The 17,828-nt window shown below is 71.4% G+C and carries 13 protein-coding genes; 8 read left to right on the top strand and 5 right to left on the bottom strand.

Annotated features, from left to right (window positions below; genetic code table 11):
- Positions 1 to 17: 17 nt before the first annotated feature.
- Positions 18 to 497: a hypothetical protein gene (locus tag ACFWEP_RS05035; RefSeq protein ID WP_387365719.1), complete on the top strand. Its 480-nt coding sequence runs from the start codon at positions 18 to 20 to the stop codon at positions 495 to 497.
- Between the two features lie 30 nt (positions 498 to 527).
- Here the strand turns inward: ACFWEP_RS05035 and ACFWEP_RS05030 are convergent, their stop codons facing one another.
- Entirely contained in the window at positions 528 to 1,880 is a 1,353-nt protein-coding gene (locus ACFWEP_RS05030; protein ID WP_387365704.1) for a globin domain-containing protein, read from the bottom strand.
- Between the two features lie 255 nt (positions 1,881 to 2,135).
- Between ACFWEP_RS05030 and ACFWEP_RS05025 the strand changes: the two genes are divergently transcribed.
- Entirely contained in the window at positions 2,136 to 2,867 is a 732-nt protein-coding gene (locus tag ACFWEP_RS05025; protein WP_387365701.1) for a response regulator, read from the top strand.
- Between the two features lie 51 nt (positions 2,868 to 2,918).
- Here ACFWEP_RS05025 and ACFWEP_RS05020 read toward each other — a convergent pair whose 3' ends face one another.
- Positions 2,919 to 4,574, bottom strand: coding sequence for a GAF domain-containing protein (locus tag ACFWEP_RS05020; protein WP_387365716.1), 1,656 nt, complete (start codon positions 4,572 to 4,574; stop codon positions 2,919 to 2,921).
- Between the two features lie 896 nt (positions 4,575 to 5,470).
- Between ACFWEP_RS05020 and ctaD the strand changes: the two genes are divergently transcribed.
- Positions 5,471 to 7,159, top strand: a complete 1,689-nt coding sequence (gene ctaD, locus ACFWEP_RS05015; protein ID WP_387365713.1) for a cytochrome c oxidase subunit I — start codon at positions 5,471 to 5,473, stop codon at positions 7,157 to 7,159.
- 76 nt (positions 7,160 to 7,235) lie between these two features.
- Here ctaD and ACFWEP_RS05010 read toward each other — a convergent pair whose 3' ends face one another.
- The 3 genes from ACFWEP_RS05010 to rhaI all read right to left on the bottom strand — a co-directional run bounded on the left by ACFWEP_RS05010 (position 7,236) and on the right by rhaI (position 12,161).
- A complete protein-coding gene (locus ACFWEP_RS05010) occupies positions 7,236 to 8,732 on the bottom strand; it encodes a rhamnulokinase family protein (protein WP_387365698.1) in 1,497 nt (498 codons plus the stop codon).
- Positions 8,733 to 8,861: 129 nt separating this feature from the next.
- Entirely contained in the window at positions 8,862 to 10,907 is a 2,046-nt protein-coding gene (locus ACFWEP_RS05005; protein WP_387365695.1) for a bifunctional aldolase/short-chain dehydrogenase, read from the bottom strand.
- 87 nt (positions 10,908 to 10,994) lie between these two features.
- The gene (gene rhaI / locus ACFWEP_RS05000) at positions 10,995 to 12,161 is read right to left on the bottom strand and encodes an L-rhamnose isomerase (RefSeq protein WP_387365692.1); all 1,167 of its coding nucleotides are present in this window, start codon (positions 12,159 to 12,161) and stop codon (positions 10,995 to 10,997) included.
- Between the two features lie 352 nt (positions 12,162 to 12,513).
- Between rhaI and ACFWEP_RS04995 the strand changes: the two genes are divergently transcribed.
- From ACFWEP_RS04995 to ACFWEP_RS04975, 5 genes are all read left to right on the top strand, one after another.
- Complete coding sequence (locus ACFWEP_RS04995) at positions 12,514 to 14,043, top strand: sugar ABC transporter ATP-binding protein (RefSeq protein WP_387365689.1); 1,530 nt, start codon at positions 12,514 to 12,516, stop codon at positions 14,041 to 14,043.
- A 2-nt stretch (positions 14,044 to 14,045) separates the two neighbouring features.
- Positions 14,046 to 15,095 (top strand): ABC transporter permease, encoded by a 1,050-nt coding sequence (locus tag ACFWEP_RS04990; RefSeq protein ID WP_387365710.1) that lies wholly within the window; start codon positions 14,046 to 14,048, stop codon positions 15,093 to 15,095.
- Positions 15,088 to 16,155, top strand: a complete 1,068-nt coding sequence (locus ACFWEP_RS04985) for an ABC transporter permease (protein ID WP_387365686.1) — start codon at positions 15,088 to 15,090, stop codon at positions 16,153 to 16,155. The genes ACFWEP_RS04990 and ACFWEP_RS04985 overlap by 8 nt, the downstream gene beginning before the upstream one ends.
- Before the next feature lie 131 nt (positions 16,156 to 16,286).
- Positions 16,287 to 17,375 carry a rhamnose ABC transporter substrate-binding protein gene (gene rhaS / locus ACFWEP_RS04980; RefSeq protein WP_387365683.1) on the top strand — a complete coding sequence of 363 codons (1,089 nt, stop codon included), beginning with the start codon at positions 16,287 to 16,289 and terminating at the stop codon, positions 17,373 to 17,375.
- A 73-nt stretch (positions 17,376 to 17,448) separates the two neighbouring features.
- A complete protein-coding gene (locus ACFWEP_RS04975) occupies positions 17,449 to 17,769 on the top strand; it encodes an L-rhamnose mutarotase (RefSeq protein WP_387365680.1) in 321 nt (106 codons plus the stop codon).
- Positions 17,770 to 17,828 lie beyond the last annotated feature (59 nt).

The raw sequence follows: 17,828 nt of genomic DNA, 5'->3' as shown, positions 1-17,828 counted from the left end.
ACGTGGGAGGGCACGCGGTGATAGCGGTCGTAGGACACAGGGACCTCAGCGCTCACACCCTCGAACTGGTGGAGACCGAACTGAGGGCGCGCCTGGCACGTCTGACGGGGGGTGCGCCCGCCTGCGTACGTGCCGGAGCGGGGCTCCCGCTGGCGTCCGCCAGGGCCGCCCGGGAGGCGGGCCGGGCGCTGACCGTACTGCTGCCGGCGCAGGGCGCGGTGCCGGCCGTGCTGCCCGAGCCGGACCGGCGGGCCACGGGCGAAATGCTGGTCCTCGCCGCCTGTGTCCGACTGCTGGCCTTCGACCCCCAAAACCGGGACGCGTGCGTCGGCGCCGACGAGACCCTGGTGGGCGGGAGCCGGAGCGTGCTCGCGGTCTGGGACGGCTCCCCGTCCGACGGCAGCGACGCCACCGCGCATCTGGTCGCCTTCGCCCGCACCCGGGGCATTCCCGTGGAGGTCGTCTGGCCGGACGGGGCCGCGCGGGGGAGCGCCTGATCCGACGCCCCACCACCACGACCGTCCCCGTCACACCGGCGACGACCAGGAACCGGACATCTTGCCGGTCTCGGCGATCCCCGGCCCGTCCCGGTGGACGCGCTCCGTCGGCACCCCGGCGGCTGTCAGCGCCGCCACGACGGTCCGTACCCCCTCGGCCCCGGATGCTTCGTCCCCGGGCCGTCCGGCCTCCAGTGCCATCAGGACGCGCAGATGTTCGGCGGCGCCCGGGCGGGCCGGCAGGACACCGCCCAGGGCCCTCAGCGGGGCCCCGGCCGTCCACCCGGCCGCGTCCGCCGGCATGACGGTCAGCCAGGGGCACCTCCGCCGGAACGTCTCCAGCCACGCCCTGTCGTAGAAGTCCTCGGCCGCCCTCGCGTCCCCGGACCGTGCCCCCGTCTCCAGCAGCAGCCGCACCCGGGGCGCCGCCACCGGCAGCGCGGCGAGCTGCTGGAGCAGCGCCTTCATCGGCGCCCATCCCGTACCGGAGGCGATCAGCAGGAGCTCGCCGGGCTGCGCCCCCTCGGGCAGCGGCAGCATGCCCCGAGGCGCGCCGATCCTGACGGTGTCCCCGCTCCGCGTCCCGTGGACCAGGGCGTCACCCACCCCGCCCGTGTCCCGGGCCCGTACGTGGAACTCCAGCTCACCGTCCGGGTGCGGAGCGCGCGCCAGGTAGTACGGCCGCCAGGCCTGCTCCAGCAGAGGCGTCTCCAGCGAGGCGTAATGACCGGCGCGGAAGACGTAGGGCTGCTGCGGACGTACCCGCAGGACCGCGAGACCGGGGGCGCGGAGTTCGTGCGAGGTGACGGTCGCGTTCCAGCTGGCGAGCTCCGCGACCGCCTCGTTCTCCCCCCTGACCATCGACGAGACCGCCAGCCCCAGCATCCGCAGCCACGCGTCCTCCGCGGCAGCGCTCCACCGCGCGCCGGCCCGTGCGCGAAGCGCTTCGACCAGAGCCGATTCGAACGCCGCGAAATGCGCCGGCCGCACCCCGAGCTTGCGGTGGTCGCGCCCCAGCTGGGTGAAGTACCCGGTCACCGCCTCGGGCCGGTGCAGTTCGCCGATCAGGAAGCGGAAGGCGCCCGCCAGATGGGCCTGCTGAAACGCCATCGATTCGGGAAAGAACGAGCGCAGGTACGGATGCCGGTCGAAGAGCACCTGGTAGAGCCCGGTGATCAGCTCCTCCAGCGGGCCCACGACCCCGAGCGAAGCCCCGATCAACGACTGGTCGGCGGGCGCGTCGTGACCGCCGTACATCTGCGGGGGGTCCGTCCTGCGGGGTCTCGCTCCGTCGCGCGCGGGCGCCAGGATGTTCCGGCGCAGCCGCATCGCCTCGTGGCGTGCCAAGAGAGCGTGATAGCTCTCGCTCGGGGTGTTGTTCATGACGGTCCGCTCCTCGGGACAGCATGGCGGGGGACGTGCGCGGAGGATGTCCGACGGGCTGCCCACCGGATGGGCGGCGTCAGTATGGCACCGGACCCGCACCGCTGAACGGCCCAGGCCACAGGGCCGTTCGGCCCCTTCCGCCCGGCGCCGGGACATGCCTCGACACCCCCGCGCGGGCCTGTCCGGCAGCGGGCACATACTGGTGCGCGTCCCCCTCCGGACACCACCCGCCCCCGACCGATCGAGCATGGTGTGAACGACGATCCCGAGCAGTCCCGGCCCAGCGATTCCTCGCCGGAGCCCGCCCTTCCGGTCCGCGTGTTCATCCTCGACGACCACGAGGTCGTGCGGCGCGGTGTACGCGACCTCCTGGAGGCCGACGGCGGCATCGAAGTCGTCGGCGAGGCCGGTGACGCCAGGGAGGCGCTGGCCCGGGTGCCCGCGACCAGACCGCAGGTCGCGGTGCTGGACGTGCGGCTCGGCGACGGCCACGGCGGCGACCACGCGGGGATCGAGGTGTGTCGCGAACTGCGCGCCCGGATGCCCGAACTCGCCTGCCTGATGCTGACCTCGTTCGACGACGACGAGGCGTTGTTCGACGCGATCATGGCGGGCGCGGCCGGCTACGTACTGAAGCAGATCAACGGTGCCGGCCTGGTCTCGGCGGTCCACACCGTCGCGTCCGGCACCTCCATGCTCGACCCGCGGACGACGGCCCGGGTGATGGCACGGCTGCGGGGGACCTCGCAGCCGCCCGCCGCGGAGACCGAGCCGTCCGAACTCGACAGGCTCACACCGAGGGAGCGGCAGATCCTCGATCTCATCGGCGAGGGGCTCACCAACCGGGAGATAGCGACAAGGCTCTACTTGGCCGAGAAGACCGTGAAGAACCGCATCTCCGCGATCCTCGCCAAACTGGGCGTCGGCCGCCGCATCCAGGCTGCGATGCTCGCCGGCCGCATCCGGGAGCGCGGCGAGCGGTAGGCGGATCCCGGCCGCGCGAGGGCTGGGCGGCGAGCGGTCCGGCGCGCGGTCTCAGCGGAGCGGGACGCTCCAGCTGATCCGGGTGCCGCCCGCGTCCGGCTGCTCGACCGTCAGCGTGCCGCCGCACAGTTCCGCCCGGGTCCGCATGTTGGCCAGCCCGCCGCCCCCCGGTTTTCCAGCGGCGGCACGGTCCCCCAGGCCGGTGCCGTCGTCCGTGACGGTCAGCGTCACCGCCTCGTCGGCGGTCAGCGCGATGTCGATACGGCTCGCCCGGGCATGCCGGGACGCGTTGGAAACCGCTTCCGCCGCGACGGCCACCACATGCTCCGCCACATCGTCCGGGACCGTGGTGTCGACCGGCCCGTCGATGCGTACCGACGGCCGGAAGCCGAGCACGCGGGCAGCGGTGAGAGCCGTCTCCGAAATGCGCCGGCGCAGCCCGTTGCGGCCGGAGCCGTCCGCCGTCCGCAGGTCGAAGATGGTGGACCGGACGATCCGTATCGTGGTGTCCAGATCGTCCACCGCACGCCGCACGCGCTCGGCGGCCTCCGGGCGGTCGGCGATGGCCCGGGTGGTGCTCTGCAGGGTCATCCCGGTCGCGAACAGGCGCTGGATGGCCAGATCGTGCAGATCGCGGGCGATCCTGTCCCGGTCGTGCATGACCGCGAGCTCCTCGGACTCCGCCCGCCCGCGCGCCAGTTCCAGCGCGATGGCCGCCTGATCGGCGAAGCCGGACACCAAATCCACCTCGGACTCGTCGAACGGCGGCCGGCCCACGGGACGCCCCAGCCGCAGCGCGCCCATGGCCCCGTCGTCCACCCGGAGCGGGACCGCCACCACCGGCCCCAGCCCCTCGTCGGCGCCGTCGCCGAACAGATGGGCCCGGGGATCGGTACGTACGTCCGCGCAGTGCACCGGCCTCCCGGTGCGTGCGGCGAGCCCGGTCAGCGATCCGAACGCCGGGACGGACAGCCCACGCGCCCGCTCGGCGTCCCGCCCGTGCGCGACGGCCACCGCCAGGCGCGCCGCGTCCGCCGGCTGCCGCCCCGCCCGCGCGGGTACGCCCGACAGCGGGGCGGGCAGCAGGATCGCCGCCCGGTCCGCGTCCGCGACCTCCATCGCCCGCTCGGCGACCAGATGCAGCACCTCGTCGGCGTCCGTACCCGAGAGCAGGGCGCGGGTGATCTCGCCCAGGGCTTCGAGCCGCCGCTCGCGCCGGCGGCTCTCCTCGTACAACCGGGCGTTGTCGATGGCGACCCCGGCGGCGATGGAGAGAGTGGTCAGCACGGCCTCGTCGTCGGCGTCGAAGCTCCTCCCGTGCCGCTTCTCGGTGAGGTACAGGTTGCCGAACACCTCGTCACGCACCCGTACGGGCACGCCGAGGAAGCTGCGCATCGGCGGGTGGTGGGGAGGGAACCCGAAGCTGTTCGGATGGGTGCTGAGGTCGTCCAGGCGCAGTGGCCGCGGATGCTGGATGAGCTCGCCCAGGAGACCCCGCCCGCACGGCGTCCGCCCGATCCGTGCGGTGAGCTCGGGCTCCATGCCGACGGTCAGGAACTCCTGCAGCGTCTCCCCGTCCCCGACGATGCCGAGCGCCCCGTACTCCGCGTCCGTCAACGACACCGCGGCCTCCACGATGCCGCGCAGCACTTCGGGAAGTTCGAGGCCCCGGCCGAGGCCCATCACGGCATCGAGCAGCCCGCGCATCCGGTCCGGACGGCTGGGCTGCGGCCAGGTCCCGGGGTGACCTCCGGCGGGGTCGGAAGCCTCGTCCGGGGCGGGCGGCGCAGGAGCGGGGGAGAGCGGGCCGGAGAAGTGCGACACCGGGCATACGGGATCTGTCATGGGGTGCCGTTCTCTTTGTCCGAGTGCCGCCGGGCGGCGGTTCGCCACGCTGCCGACGTGCCCGGTCCACAGCCCGTCAGTCTACGCGGGGTCCCTCTCGCGCAGGGGTGGTGGCGGGACGAGCCGGGACGTACGGTGTCGGTCGCGCGCCCCGGCGCGGCCGGTGCCCGCACCACGCCGGCCGGGTGGCGCGGCCTTCGGGGCGGTGGCGCGGCAATCGGTGGGCGCGTGGCCATCGGTGGCCGCGTGGCCATCGGGTCGGCGCGTGGCCGAGACCCGGGGCCCGAGCCCGGCCCGTTCGTGGTCCGGCCCTTCCGTGGTCCGGCCCTTCCGTGGTCCGGCCGTCCGTGGTCAGGCCGTCCGTGGTCGGCCCGTGCGCGCGCCCGTCCGGCTCGTGCCCCGGACCGGACAGGGCCGGTCGGCCCTTTCCGGCTGCCGGTCGGCCCTGCGGAGGTGACCCGCAGGCCCGGTCTCCAGGTGCCTTCCGGCCCCTGGGGACCGGCACCGATCGCGGACAGCATGGTCCCGGCCGGAAAGGCCCGCCCCGTCCCCCGCGTGATCGCGGATCTTTCCGGCCCCCGCTCCGGCCGCCCCGGGCGGGGCGCGCAGGAGAACCGAGAGCTGGAGGACACGGTCCGGTGGACGCAATCGATTCGCAGGGTGGCGGGACCGCACCCGAACAGGGCGGGCCCCTGACCGCCGGACCCGGCCCGCTCGGCCCCGCGGGCGGTGCGCCTCACCCGTATGTGCCGGACGCCGTGTCCGATCCGGGTGGCACACCCGTTCCGCACCGCGGGCGCACGGCTTCGTCGCGTCCGCCCGGGGACCGCCCCTCCCGCGGACGGCTCGTGGTGTCCTGGCTGACCACGACCGACCACAAGCAGATCGGCACCCTCTACCTCGTCACCGCGTTCGCCTTCTTCATCGTCGGTGGCGCGATGGCGCTGCTGATGCGCGCCGAACTGGCCCGTCCCGGTACCCAGATCATGTCCAACGAGCAGTTCAACCAGGCGTTCACGATGCATGGTTCGATCATGCTGCTGCTCTTCGCCATGCCGCTGTTCACCGGGTTCGCCAACTGGCTGATGCCGTTGCAGATCGGCGCGCCCGACGTGGCGTTCCCCCGCCTCAACATGCTGGCCTACTGGCTGTTCCTCTTCGGCTCGCTCATCGCGGCAGGTGGCTTCCTCACACCCCAGGGAGCCGCGGACTTCGGCTGGTTCGCCTATGCTCCCCTGTCCGACGCCGTGCATTCCCCGGGCATCGGGGCCGATATGTGGATCATGGGCGTGGCGCTGTCGGGATTCGGCTCGATCCTCGGCGCGGTCAACTTCATCACCACCATCATCTGCATGCGGGCGCCGGGAATGACCATGTTCCGCATGTCGATCTTCACCTGGAACGTGCTGCTCACCGCGGTGCTCATCCTCCTGGTCTTCCCGGTCCTCGCCGCCGCCCTGCTCGCCCTGGAGATGGACCGGAAGTTCGGCTCCCACGTCTTCGACGCCGCGAACGGCGGCGCCCTGCTGTGGCAGCACCTCTTCTGGTTCTTCGGCCACCCGGAGGTCTACGTCCTCGCGCTGCCGTTCTTCGGCATCATCTCGGAGGTCGTGCCGGTCTTCTCCCGCAAGCCGATGTTCGGTTACATCGGACTGGTCGCCGCCACGGTGTCCATCGCCGGGCTGTCCGTCACCGTCTGGGCCCACCACATGTACGTCACCGGCGGAGTGCTGCTGCCGTTCTTCGCCTTCATGACGTTCCTGATCGCCGTGCCGACCGGGGTGAAGTTCTTCAACTGGATCGGCACGATGTGGAAGGGGTCCCTGTCGTTCGAGGCGCCGATGCTCTGGGCGACGGGCTTTCTGGTCACCTTTCTCTTCGGCGGGCTGACCGGGGTCATCCTGGCGTCACCACCACTGGATTTCCACGTCTCCGACTCGTACTTCGTGGTCGCGCACTTCCACTACACGCTCTTCGGCACCGTGGTGTACGCGATGTTCGCCGGATTCCACTTCTGGTGGCCCAAGTTCACCGGGAAAATGCTCGACGAACGACTCGGGAAAATAACCTTCTGGGTGCTGACCGCCGGTTTCCACCTGACGTTCCTCGTCCAGCACTGGCTGGGCGCCCAGGGGATGCCCCGCCGGTACGCGGACTATCTGGCCGCAGACGGATTCACCGCGCTCAACACCGTCTCCACCATCGGGTCGTTCCTGCTCGGCCTCTCCTTCCTCCCCTTCCTCTACAACGTCTGGAAGACCTCGCAGTACGGCGAGCGGGTGAACGTCGACGACCCGTGGGGATTCGGCCGTTCGCTGGAGTGGGCCACCACCTGCCCGCCTCCCCGGCACAACTTCGTCTCGCTGCCCCGTATCCGCAGCGAGAGCCCGGCGTTCGACCTGCACCACCCGGAGATCGCCGCACTCGACCACGCGGGGACCCGCTGAGCCTGAGCGCTCGGGCCGGGCGGGACCCACGAACACGCCCGTGCGCTCCAGGGCCCCGGCCGCGGCCGGACGGCGATCAGACGCCGGCACCACCCTCCAGCCGGGCGGCGGCCGCGTCCCAGGCCGCCGCGTCGCCACCGGGGCGGTAGTGCCGCAGGTGCTGGGTGGCCGCGACGAGACGGCGCATCGACGCCAGGTCTCCGACGAGGCCGGCGGCCCTCGCCTGGACGAGGATGTTGCCGAGCGCGGTCGCCTCGGTGGGACCGGCGACGACGGGCAGACCGGTGGCGTCGGCGGTGAGTTGGCAGAGCAGGTCGTTGCGCGATCCGCCCCCGACGAGGTGGACGCGGGAGACGGTACGGCCGGCGAGTCGGGCCGCCTGGCGCAGCGTGCGCCGGTGGGCCAGGGCGAGGCTCTCCAGGATGCAGCGGACCAGCGGCCCTTGGCCGGCGGGGACCGGTTGGCCGGTGCGGCGGCAGTACTCCTCGATGCGGCCGGGCATGTCTTGGGGGGCCATGAACTCGGGGGCGTCCGGGTCGATGAGCGCGGCGAACGGCGTGGCGCGGGAGGCGTCGGCGAGCAGGGTTGGGATGTGTGTGGGCAGCCCCTGCTGCTCCCAGGTGCGCCTGCACTCCTCGAACAGCCACATGCCCATGATGTTCCGCAGATAGCGGATGGTGCCGTCGATACCGCGCTCGTTGGTGAAGTTGGCGTTCCTGGAAGCCTCCGTCAGCACCGGGGCGTCCAGTTCGAGGCCCGCCAGCGACCAGGTGCCGCAGGAGATGTAGGCGAAGTCCGGCTCGGTGGCCGGTACCGCGACGATCGCGGACGCGGTGTCGTGCGAGGCGACGGTGGTCACCGGGGTACGGGGGTCCAGACCGGTGTACGCGGCGACATGCGGCAACAGCGTGCCGGCCGGGTCTCCCGGGGCCCGCAGTTCGGGCAGCAGAGCGGGGTCGATCCCGAGCGGTTCGAGGACGGCCTTCGACCAGCTTCCGGTACGGGCGTCGAAGAGACCCGTGGTGGAGGCGTTGGTCTCTTCGGCACCGACGGAACCGGTCAGCCAGTGGACCAGCAGATCGGGGACGAGGAGCAGCGTGCGCGCGGCGGCCGACTGGGCGCTGCCGGCGGCGGAGGCGAGCTGGAACACCGTGTTGAACGGCAGGTGCTGCAAGCCGGTGATCCGGTACAGCTCCTCGGGGCCGACCGTGGCCCACACCCGTTCGGCCACGCCGTCCGTGCGGGTGTCCCGGTAGTGGTGGGGCGAGCCGAGGAGGGCGCCGTCCGCGTCGAGGAGCCCGTAGTCCACGGCCCAGGTGTCCACGCCGACGGAGCTGACCCCGCCCGCCCCCGCCGCCTCGCGCAGACCGTCGAGCACTCCCTGGAAGAGGGCGAGGACGTCCCAGCGCAGTCCGTCGGGCAGGCGCACCGGAGTGTTGGGGAAGCGGTGCACCTCGGTGAGACCGAGGCTGTCCGGGCCGACCCGGCCCAGGATCACCCGTCCGCTCGTGGCCCCGAGGTCGACCGCGGCGAACGCGGAACGGAAGGCCGAGGAGGGCGGTGTGGTGGTCACGGGATTTACCTCCGCGGCGAACGGCCGATCGGGGAAGGGAGAACAGGACCGGGTATCGGGAAAGAGGAAGCAGGGGGAAGGAAGCGGGGGCGCCCGGGCGTGTTCCGCCGGGCACCCCCTCACCGGGTGTCAGCGCAGGAAGGCCGCAGCCACCCCCGCGTCGACCGGGATGTGCAGGCCGGTGGTGTGGGTGAGGTCGCCGCCGGTGAGCGCGAAGACCGCGGCCGCGACGTGTTCGGGAAGCACCTCGCGCTTGAGGAGGGTGCGCTGGGCGTAGAACTCGCCGAGCTTCTCCTCCTCGATGCCGTACGTGGCGGCGCGCTGGGCGCCCCAGCCGGCGGCGAAGATGCCGGATCCCCGGACGACCCCGTCGGGGTTGACGCCGTTGACCCGGATGCCGTGTCCGCCGAGTTCGGCGGCGAGCAGCCGGACCTGGTGGGCCTGGTCTGCCTTGGTGGCGGAGTAGGCGATGTTGTTCGGTCCGGCGAACACGGCGTTCTTGGAGGCGATGTAGACGATGTCGCCGCCGATCCCCTGCGCGATCATGACGCGGGCGGCCTCGCGCGAGACGAGGAACGAGCCGCGGGCCATGATGTCGTGCTGGAGGTCCCAGTCCTTCGCCGTGGTCTCCAGGAGCGGCTTGGAGATCGAGATCCCGGCGTTGTTGACGACCAGGTCCACCCCGCCGAACGCGAGGGCCGCGGTCGTGAACGCCTCGGTGATCTCCTCCTCGGAGGTGACGTTCACCGTGACGGCGACCGCCTTGTCGGGGCCGCCCAGCTCCTCGGCCACGGCCGCGGCGGTCTCCGCGTTGAGGTCGGCGACGACGACGCACGCGCCCTCGGCGACGAGACGGTGCGCGATGGCCTTGCCGATGCCGCTCCCGGCGCCCGTGACGAGCGCGACCCGGGTGGCGAGGGGCTTCGGCTTCGGCATCCGCCGGAGCTTGGCCTCCTCCAGTGCCCAGTACTCGATGCGGAACTTCTCGGACTCCTCGATGGGCGCGTAACGGGAGACCGCCTCGGCGCCGCGCATCACGTTGACGGCGTTGAGGTAGAACTCCCCGGCCACCCGGGCGGTCTGCTTGTCCTTCCCGAAGGAGAACATGCCCACGCCCGGCACCAGCACGATCGCCGGGTCCGCGCCGCGCAGGGCGGGGGAGTCGGCGGTGGCGTGCCGGTCGTAGTAGGCGCGGTACTCCGCCCGGTACTCCTGGTGCAGCTCGTTGAGCCGGGCGACCGCCTCGTCCAGCGGGGCGCCGGCCGGCAGGTCCAGGACCAACGGGCGCACCTTGGTACGGAGGAAGTGGTCGGGGCAGGACGTGCCGAGGGCGGCGAGCCGGGGGTGCTCGGCCCGGGACAGGAAGTCCAGCACGCCTTCGGTGTCGTCGAAGTGCCCGACCTGCGGGCGGTCCTGGGACGCCAGGCCGCGGATCACCGGGGCCAGGGCGGCGGCGCGCTCCCGGCGCTCGGCCGCGGTCAGCGGCTCGTACCCGGGGAGCACCGGGCCGAAGGGCTCGGCCTTGCCCTTCCGCACGAGGTACTCCTCGGCGGTGCGGATGATGAAGAGCGAGTTGGCCTCGCACTCCTCGGACGTGTCGCCCCACGCGGTGATGCCGTGACCGCCCAGGACGCATCCGACGGCCGCGGGGTTCGCCTCCTTGATCGCGGCGATGTCCAGACCGAGCTGGAATCCGGGGCGGCGCCACGGCACCCAGACGACCTTGTCGCCGAAGCAGTCGGCGGTCAGCTTCTCGCCGTCCGAGGCGCAGGCCAGCGCGATGCCCGAGTCCGGGTGCAGATGGTCCACGTGCGCGGCGTCGACCAGGCCGTGCATCGCGGTGTCGATGGAAGGGGCCGCGCCGCCCCTGCCGTGCAGGCAGTAGTCGAAGGCGGCGACCATCTCGTCCTCGCGCTCCACCCCCGGGTAGACGTCCTTGAGGGCGAGCAGCCGGTCCAGGCGGAGCGCCGCCAGACCGGATTCGGTCAGGGTGCCGAGGTCGCCGCCGGACCCCTTGACCCAGAGGAGTCCGACGTCGTCGCCGGTCGCCGGGTCGGTCCCGGTGCCCTTGGCGGAGGTGTTGCCGCCCGCGTAGTTGGTGTTGCGCGGGTCGGAGCCGAGACGGCGGGATCGTGCGATCAGTGCGGCGGCCGTGGAGTGGGTGGCGGAGGCCATGGCAGGAATCCTTCGGGATCTGGGGTGCGGGAGAGCGCGGGGGCGCGGAGGGCCGAGACTTGCCGGCCCGTGCGGTCGGCTGTGCGGTCAGGCGCCCCAGCCGGCCTGGTCGCCCCCGACGCGGCCGGCTGCGATCTTCTCCTGCCAGCCGGACTTCCGGTAGGCGGCGACCGGGTCGGGCGCGAGGCCCTGCTCCTCGCGCAGCTCGCGCAGGAGGGGGCGTACGTCGGTGTTGTAGGCGTCCATCAGTACCTCGTTGGAGCCGAGTACGTCACCGTCGTGCTGGGCGGCGGTCAACGCGTCCATGTCCACGAGCAGCGCCTTGGCGGTGGCTTCCTGGACGTTGGTCACCGAGCGGATGACGGCCGGGATCTTCGCCTCGATGTTGTGGCACTGGTCGAGCATGAAGTTGACGTTGGTCTCGGGGTCCAGCCCGCCGTTCTTGACCACCTCGTGCATGATCCGGAAGAGCTGGAAGGGGTCCGCCGAACCGACCATCAGGTCGTCGTCGGCGTAGAAACGGGAGTTGAAGTCGAAGGCGCCGAGCTTCTTCTCGCGCAGCAGCGTCGCGACGATGAACTCGATGTTGGTGCCCGGCGCGTGGTGCCCGGTGTCCACGACGACCTGCGCCTTCGGTCCCAGCTTGAGGCAGTGGGCGTACGCGGTGCCCCAGTCCGGCACGTCCGTCGTGTAGAACGCGGGCTCGAAGAGCTTGTACTCCAGGAGCAGCCGCTGGTCGTCGCCGAGCCGCTCGTACACCGCGGCCAGCGCCTCGGCGAGGCGGTCCTGACGCGCCACGACGTCGTCCTGGCCGGGGTAGTTGGTGCCGTCCGCGAACCAGAGCTTCAGGTCCCGGGAGCCGGTCGCGTCCATGATGTCGACGCACTCCATCAGATGGCCCACGGCCTTGGTGCGGACCTTCGCGTCCGGGTGACAGACGCTGCCGAGCTTGTAGGCGTCGTCCTGGAAGGTGTTGGAGTTGATCGCTCCCAGTTCCAGGCCGCGGTCCTTCGCGTACGCGGCGAGCGCGGCGAAGTCGTCCACCCGGTCCCAGGGGATGTGCAGTGACACCACGGGCGCGATCCCGGTGAACTCGTGGACCTTGGCCGCGTCGTCGAGCTTCTCGAACGGGGTCCGGGGTACGCCGGCCTGCGCGAACACCTTGAAGCGCGTGCCTGAGTTGCCGTAGCCCCAGGACGGTGTCTCGATCCGCTGTCCGGCAAGTACGGCCTTCACTGCGGCGATGTCAGGCATGTCCACCTCGGGATGTGCGGGCGGCCCGAGCAACAGCCGCCGGGAAGATGCGATGAATCGATTCATTGCGTGGGAGAAGTTAGTCGCCCGCGAGGAGGCCGTCAAGAGTTCCGGCAAGGTGGCCGGCGCGTTACCGGATCGTGTCGTCGCGGCGGCCCCAGCCGCCCCTCTGCTCCCGCATGCGCAGTTCAGCGTTGAGGGCGAGTGGTTCTCCCGGGTGCGCCGGAGGTTTCGTGGCCTTCGGTGCGGAACACCCCTTGACGTGTTCGACGGGGCGGGGCTAGCTTCCCGGCAACTCCACTGAAACATTTCATGTCGGGCCCTCCGCTCGACACAAGCACGGGAGAGATCCATGACGCACCCCGAACCGGAGACCACTCCGGTGCTCGCACTGGAGGGGGTGAGCAAGTCCTTCGGTGCCGTCCGAGCCCTGCGGGGCGTGTCGCTGCGGCTGTACGCAGGCGAGGCACACGCCCTTGCCGGCGAGAACGGCGCCGGGAAGTCGACCCTGATCAAGGCCCTGGCCGGTGTGCACCGACCCGACGCGGGCTCGGTTCTCCTGGACGGCACGCCCGTCGAGTTCCACGGACCGGCCGACGCCCGCGACGCCGGAGTCGCGGTGATCTATCAGGAACCGACTCTCTTCCCGGACCTGTCCGTCGCGGAGAACATCTTCGTGGGCCGCCAGCCCCGCCGCTCGCTGGGCCGGGTGGACCACCGTGCGGTCAAGCGCGCCGCGGCCGAGCTCTTCGAACGCCTCGGCGTCGACCTCGACCCCGACCAGCCGGCCCGTGGCCTCTCCATCGCCGACCAGCAACTGGTCGAGATCGCCAAGGCGCTGTCCTTCGACGCCCGTGTCCTGATCATGGACGAGCCCACCGCCGCACTCACCGGCAGCGAGGTCGCCCGGCTGTTCGGTGTCGTGAGGACGCTCCGCGCGCAGGGCGCGGCGGTGCTGTTCATCTCGCACCGACTGGAAGAGATCTTCGCGCTCTGCCAGCGCGTCACGACACTTCGCGACGGTGCCTGGATCTCCAGCGAGCCGCTCGACGGCCTCGGCGAGGACGACCTGGTACGCCGCATGGTCGGCCGTGACCTGGACGAGTTGTACCCGAAGCAGGTCACCGAAATCGGCGAAATCGCCCTCAGCGTGCGTCGGCTGACCCGTGAGGGAGTCTTCACCGACGTCTCCTTCGACGTCCGCCGCGGCGAGATCGTCGGCCTCGCCGGACTGGTCGGCGCCGGTCGCAGCGAGGTGGCCCGCGCCGTGTTCGGCGTCGACCGGTTCGACGGCGGCGAGGTCGAGGTCCTCGGCAAGAAGCTGAAGCCCGGAGCCCCGAGCCTGGCGATGGCCGCCGGCCTCGCCCTCGTACCCGAGGACCGCCGGGCCCAGGGACTGGTGATGGACATGTCCATCGAACGCAACATCGGCCTCACCGGCTTCGCTTCGACCACCCGCGCCGGGCTGATGAGCCGCACCGCCGAACGCGACCGGGCGGTCGACTGGGCGGTCAGGCTTCAGGTCAAGTACGCCCGCCTCGCCGACGTCGTCGGCACCCTCTCCGGCGGCAACCAGCAGAAGGTCGTCCTCGCCAAATGGCTGGCGACCCGCCCCCAGGTGCTGATCGTGGACGAACCCACCCGCGGCATCGACGTCGGCACCAAGGCCGAGGTGCACCGGCTGCTCTCCTCCCTCGCGGCCGAAGGCGTGGCGGTACTGATGATCTCCTCCGACCTCCCGGAGATCCTCGGCATGGCCGACCGGGTGCTGGTGATGCACGAAGGACGCCTGACCGCCGAAATCCCCCGGTACGAGGCGACCGAGGAGACCGTCATGGCGGCGGCGACCGGCCGCGCCGCCCGAGGAAGGAACGCGGCATGACCATGGCTGCAGAGCCGGTGCGGCACGAACCCGCACCCCAGGCCGTCGCCTCGCGGCGACTCGTCGACAAGGTGTTCAAGGCCCGCGAACTGGCCGTCGTCCTCGTCCTCGTCGTGATGCTCGGTGTCACCCAGCTGTCCAACACCGAGTTCCTGTCCGAACAGGGCATCAAGGACCTGATGCTGAACGCGACCATCCTGGTCCTCGTCGCGGTCGGCCAGGCAGTGGTCGTCATCACCCGCAACGTCGACCTCTCCGTCGGCTCCGTCCTCGGCATCTCAGCCTTCGGTGCCGGCGTCTACCTCCAGGACGGCGGGAACCCCCTCGTCGCGGTGGTGATCGCCGTCGCCCTCGGCGTGCTCTTCGGCATGCTCAACGGCGCCCTGGTCAGCCTCGGCAAGGTGCCCGCACTCGTCGTCACCCTGGGCACCCTCTACATCGTCCGCGGCATCGACTCCATCTGGGTCGGCTCCCGCCAGATCACCGCCGACGCCCTGCCCGACCGCTTCGTCGCCTTCGGGCACGACGGGATCTGGGTGCTGCCCTACCTCGCCCTGCTCGCCGTCGCCGTACTGGCCGCGGTCGCCTACTACCTGCGCAGCTACCACAGCGGACGCGACCTCTACGCGCTCGGCTCCAGCCCCGAGGCCGCCCGGCTCGCCGGCATCCCGGTCCGGTCCCGGATCATGACGGCGTACGTGCTCTGCGGCGCGCTCGCCGGACTCGCCGGCGCGCTCTACCTCGCCCGGTTCGGCAACGTCGACTCCGCCACCGGCAACGGCTACGAACTCACCGTCGTCAGCGCCGTCGTCGTCGGCGGCGTCGCCTTCACCGGAGGCTCCGGCACGGTCTACGGAGCCGCCCTCGGCGCCCTCCTGCTCACCTCCATCAACAGCGTGCTCCCGGCCATCGGCGTCAGCTCCGTCTGGGTCACCGCGATCAACGGCCTCCTGCTGCTGCTCGCGATCGCCGCAGACCGGATCCTGGCCCTGCGGGTTGCCGCCGGGCTGCGCAAGAAGGCCGCACAGATGAGGAGCGCCCGCCATGCCTGACACCACCAAGAACGCGTCCGCACAGCCCCCGGTGCCCGGCCGCCTCCCGGCCCTCGCCCGCCTCGGCGGAGCGGTCCGCTGGGACACCGCGGTCGGAGCGCTGCTGCTGACCCTGCTGATCTGTTCGTTCTCGTTCGTCGACAACTTCGGCAACGCGCTGAACCTGTCGTTCCTCATCGGCAACACCCTGCCGATCGCGCTGATCGCGCTGCCCATGACCATGCTGGTGGTCTCCGGAGAGGTCGACCTCTCCGTCGGCTCCACCGCAGGCCTGTCGGGTGCGGTGATGGGGGCGCTCTGGAACAACGGCATGGCGATCGAGACGATCATCCCGCTCTGCCTGGTGCTCGGCGTGGTCTGCGGCCTGGTCAACGGACTGCTCGTCACCCGGCTCGGACTGCCCTCGCTCGCCGTGACCATCGGCACCATGGCGGCCTACCGTGGCATCGCGCAGATCATCCTCGGCTCCGACTCGGTCACCGACTTCCCCACCCAGTACCTCGACTTCGGCGCCGGGAGGATCGGCGACACCTTCGTCCCGTACGCCGCCATCCCCTTCGTCGTCCTCCTCGTCGTGGCCGTGACGGTGCTGCACGCCACCCCGGTCGGCCGCTCGCTGTTCGCCACCGGCGCCGCCGAGGACGCGGCCCGGTTCGCCGGCATCCGCGTCAAGCGGCTCAAGCTCTCGATGTTCGTGACCACCGGTGTTATCTCCTCGCTCACCGGCGTGTTCTGGACCCTGCACTACGCCAGCGCCCGCTACGACAACGCCACCGGCCTGGAACTCTCGGTCATCGCCGCGGTGTTGCTCGGCGGCATCGACTTCGACGGCGGCAAGGGCACGCTCGGCGGCGCCATCGCCGGTGTGCTCCTGCTCGGCACCCTGCAGAACGTCATGAGCCTGGTCAACGTCTCCGCCCAGTCGCAGATCGTGGTCACCGGGGTCCTGCTGGTGGTCTCCGTACTCGCTCCCCGGGTCGGCCGCCAGGTCGCCCAGGCGCGGGCCCGCAGGAAACCGGCCTCCGCGACGGCCGTCCTGCCCGCGCCCGGCACCTCCTGACCCACCCGCACCCTCAAGCACCGCCACACGCCCGCACCACCGCGGGCGTACTCAGCCCTGCGCACCCCGCCACCGTTCGGGCACCCGTCCGACCGCCTCCTGCCGCTCGCGGCAGCGAAAGGAAACCCGCCATGTACGGCAACACCGCCAGAAGCGTCCGGCTGACCGCCGCCCTCGCCACCGCCGCCGTCCTCGCCCTCGGTGCCACCGCCTGCTCGGGCACGACCAAGGACTCCGCGAGCAAGGAGGCCGGCCCGGCCGCCGCCACCGGGAAGGCCGACCCCAACAGCGCCACCAAGAAGGGCCTCACGGTCGCCTTCCTCCCCAAGCAGGTCAACAACCCCTACTTCACCACCTCCGACAACGGCGGCAAGAAGGCCCTGGAAGAGCTCGGCTCCACGTACAAGGAGGTCGGCACCAGCAGCGGCACCGACACCTCCGGCCAGGTGAGCTACGTCAACACCCTCACCCAGCAGCAGGTCGACGCCATCGCCGTGTCCGCGCAGGACCCGGGCGCCCTGTGCACCTCCCTCAAGCAGGCCATGAAGAACGGCGTCAGCGTCGTCACGTACGACTCCGACACCCAGGCCGACTGCCGGCAGGTCTTCGTCTCGCAGGCCAGCGCCGAGGACCTCGGCCGCACTCAGATCCAGCTGCTGGCGAAGCAGATCGGCGGCAAGGGCGAGATCGCGATCCTCTCGGCGGCCCAGACGGCCACCAACCAGAACACCTGGATCGACTTCATGAAGGACGAGCTGAAGAAGCCGGAGTACAAGGACATCAAGCTCGTCAAGACCGCCTACGGCGACGACGACGCCCAGAAGTCCTTCCAGCAGACCCAGGGCCTCCTCCAGGAGCACCCGAACCTGAAGGGCATCGTCTCGCCCACCACCGTCGGCATCAAGGCCGCCGCCCAGTACCTGTCCGGCTCCAAGTACAAGGGCAAGGTCAAGCTGACCGGCCTCGGCACCCCCAACGACATGCGCGCGTACGTCAAGAACGGCACCGTCGAGGGCTTCGAGCTGTGGGACCCGGCCAAGCTCGGCGCGCTCGCCGCCCACACCGCCGTCGCCCTGCAGTCGGGCCGGATCACCGGTGCGGAGGGCGAGACCTACCAGGCCGGCGACCTCGGCTCGTTCACGATCGGGAAGGACAGCGTCGTCTCGCTCGGCAAGCCGACCGTCTTCACCCAGGACAACATCGACCAGTTCCAGTTCTGATCCCCGTCCCCGATGTGGGGCCGCACCGGCCGGAGCGGCCCCACCACCGTCCCCGTTCCCGAAAGGTGTCACCGTGCAGCGCGTCTGCTTCCTGCTGAAGGTCAGGGCCGAGCGGAGCGAGGAGTACCGCCGACGGCACCAGTCCGTCTGGGCCGAGATGCGGTCCGCGCTCACCGAAGCGGGCTGGCACAACTACTCGCTCTTCCTGCGCGAGGACGGACTCCTGGTCGGCTACCTGGAGACGCCCGACTTCGACAAGGCCCGCGCCGCCATGGACGCCACCGAGGTGAACGCCCGCTGGCAGAGGGAGATGGCGGACTTCTTCGAGGCGCTCGACGGCCAGGCGCCCGACGCGGCCATGCGACCGCTCACCGAGGTCTTCCACCTCGTCTGAGGAGCTGAGAGCTGTCCGCAGGGGAACAAGCCCGCCGGGCGGCAGACCGCCGCCAGGAG

This window comes from Streptomyces sp. NPDC060198, assembly GCF_042728415.1.
In the GTDB taxonomy this organism is placed as follows: domain Bacteria; phylum Actinomycetota; class Actinomycetes; order Streptomycetales; family Streptomycetaceae; genus Streptomyces.
This window is presented reverse-complemented; position numbering and strand designations above follow the sequence as displayed.

Excerpts from the sequence above, each read along its gene's own strand:
- ACFWEP_RS04995 (WP_387365689.1), top strand. The coding sequence starts at position 12,514 with ATGACGCACCCCGAACCGGAGACCACTCCGGTGCTCGCACTGGAGGGG.
- ACFWEP_RS04990 (WP_387365710.1), top strand. The coding sequence starts at position 14,046 with ATGGCTGCAGAGCCGGTGCGGCACGAACCCGCACCCCAGGCCGTCGCC.
- ACFWEP_RS05020 (WP_387365716.1), bottom strand. The coding sequence starts at position 4,574 with ATGCGCGGGCTGCTCGATGCCGTGATGGGCCTCGGCCGGGGCCTCGAA.
- ACFWEP_RS05030 (WP_387365704.1), bottom strand. The coding sequence starts at position 1,880 with ATGAACAACACCCCGAGCGAGAGCTATCACGCTCTCTTGGCACGCCAC.
- ACFWEP_RS04985 (WP_387365686.1), top strand. The coding sequence starts at position 15,088 with ATGCCTGACACCACCAAGAACGCGTCCGCACAGCCCCCGGTGCCCGGC.
- rhaS (WP_387365683.1), top strand. The coding sequence starts at position 16,287 with ATGTACGGCAACACCGCCAGAAGCGTCCGGCTGACCGCCGCCCTCGCC.
- ACFWEP_RS05005 (WP_387365695.1), bottom strand. The coding sequence starts at position 10,907 with ATGGCCTCCGCCACCCACTCCACGGCCGCCGCACTGATCGCACGATCC.
- rhaI (WP_387365692.1), bottom strand. The coding sequence starts at position 12,161 with ATGCCTGACATCGCCGCAGTGAAGGCCGTACTTGCCGGACAGCGGATC.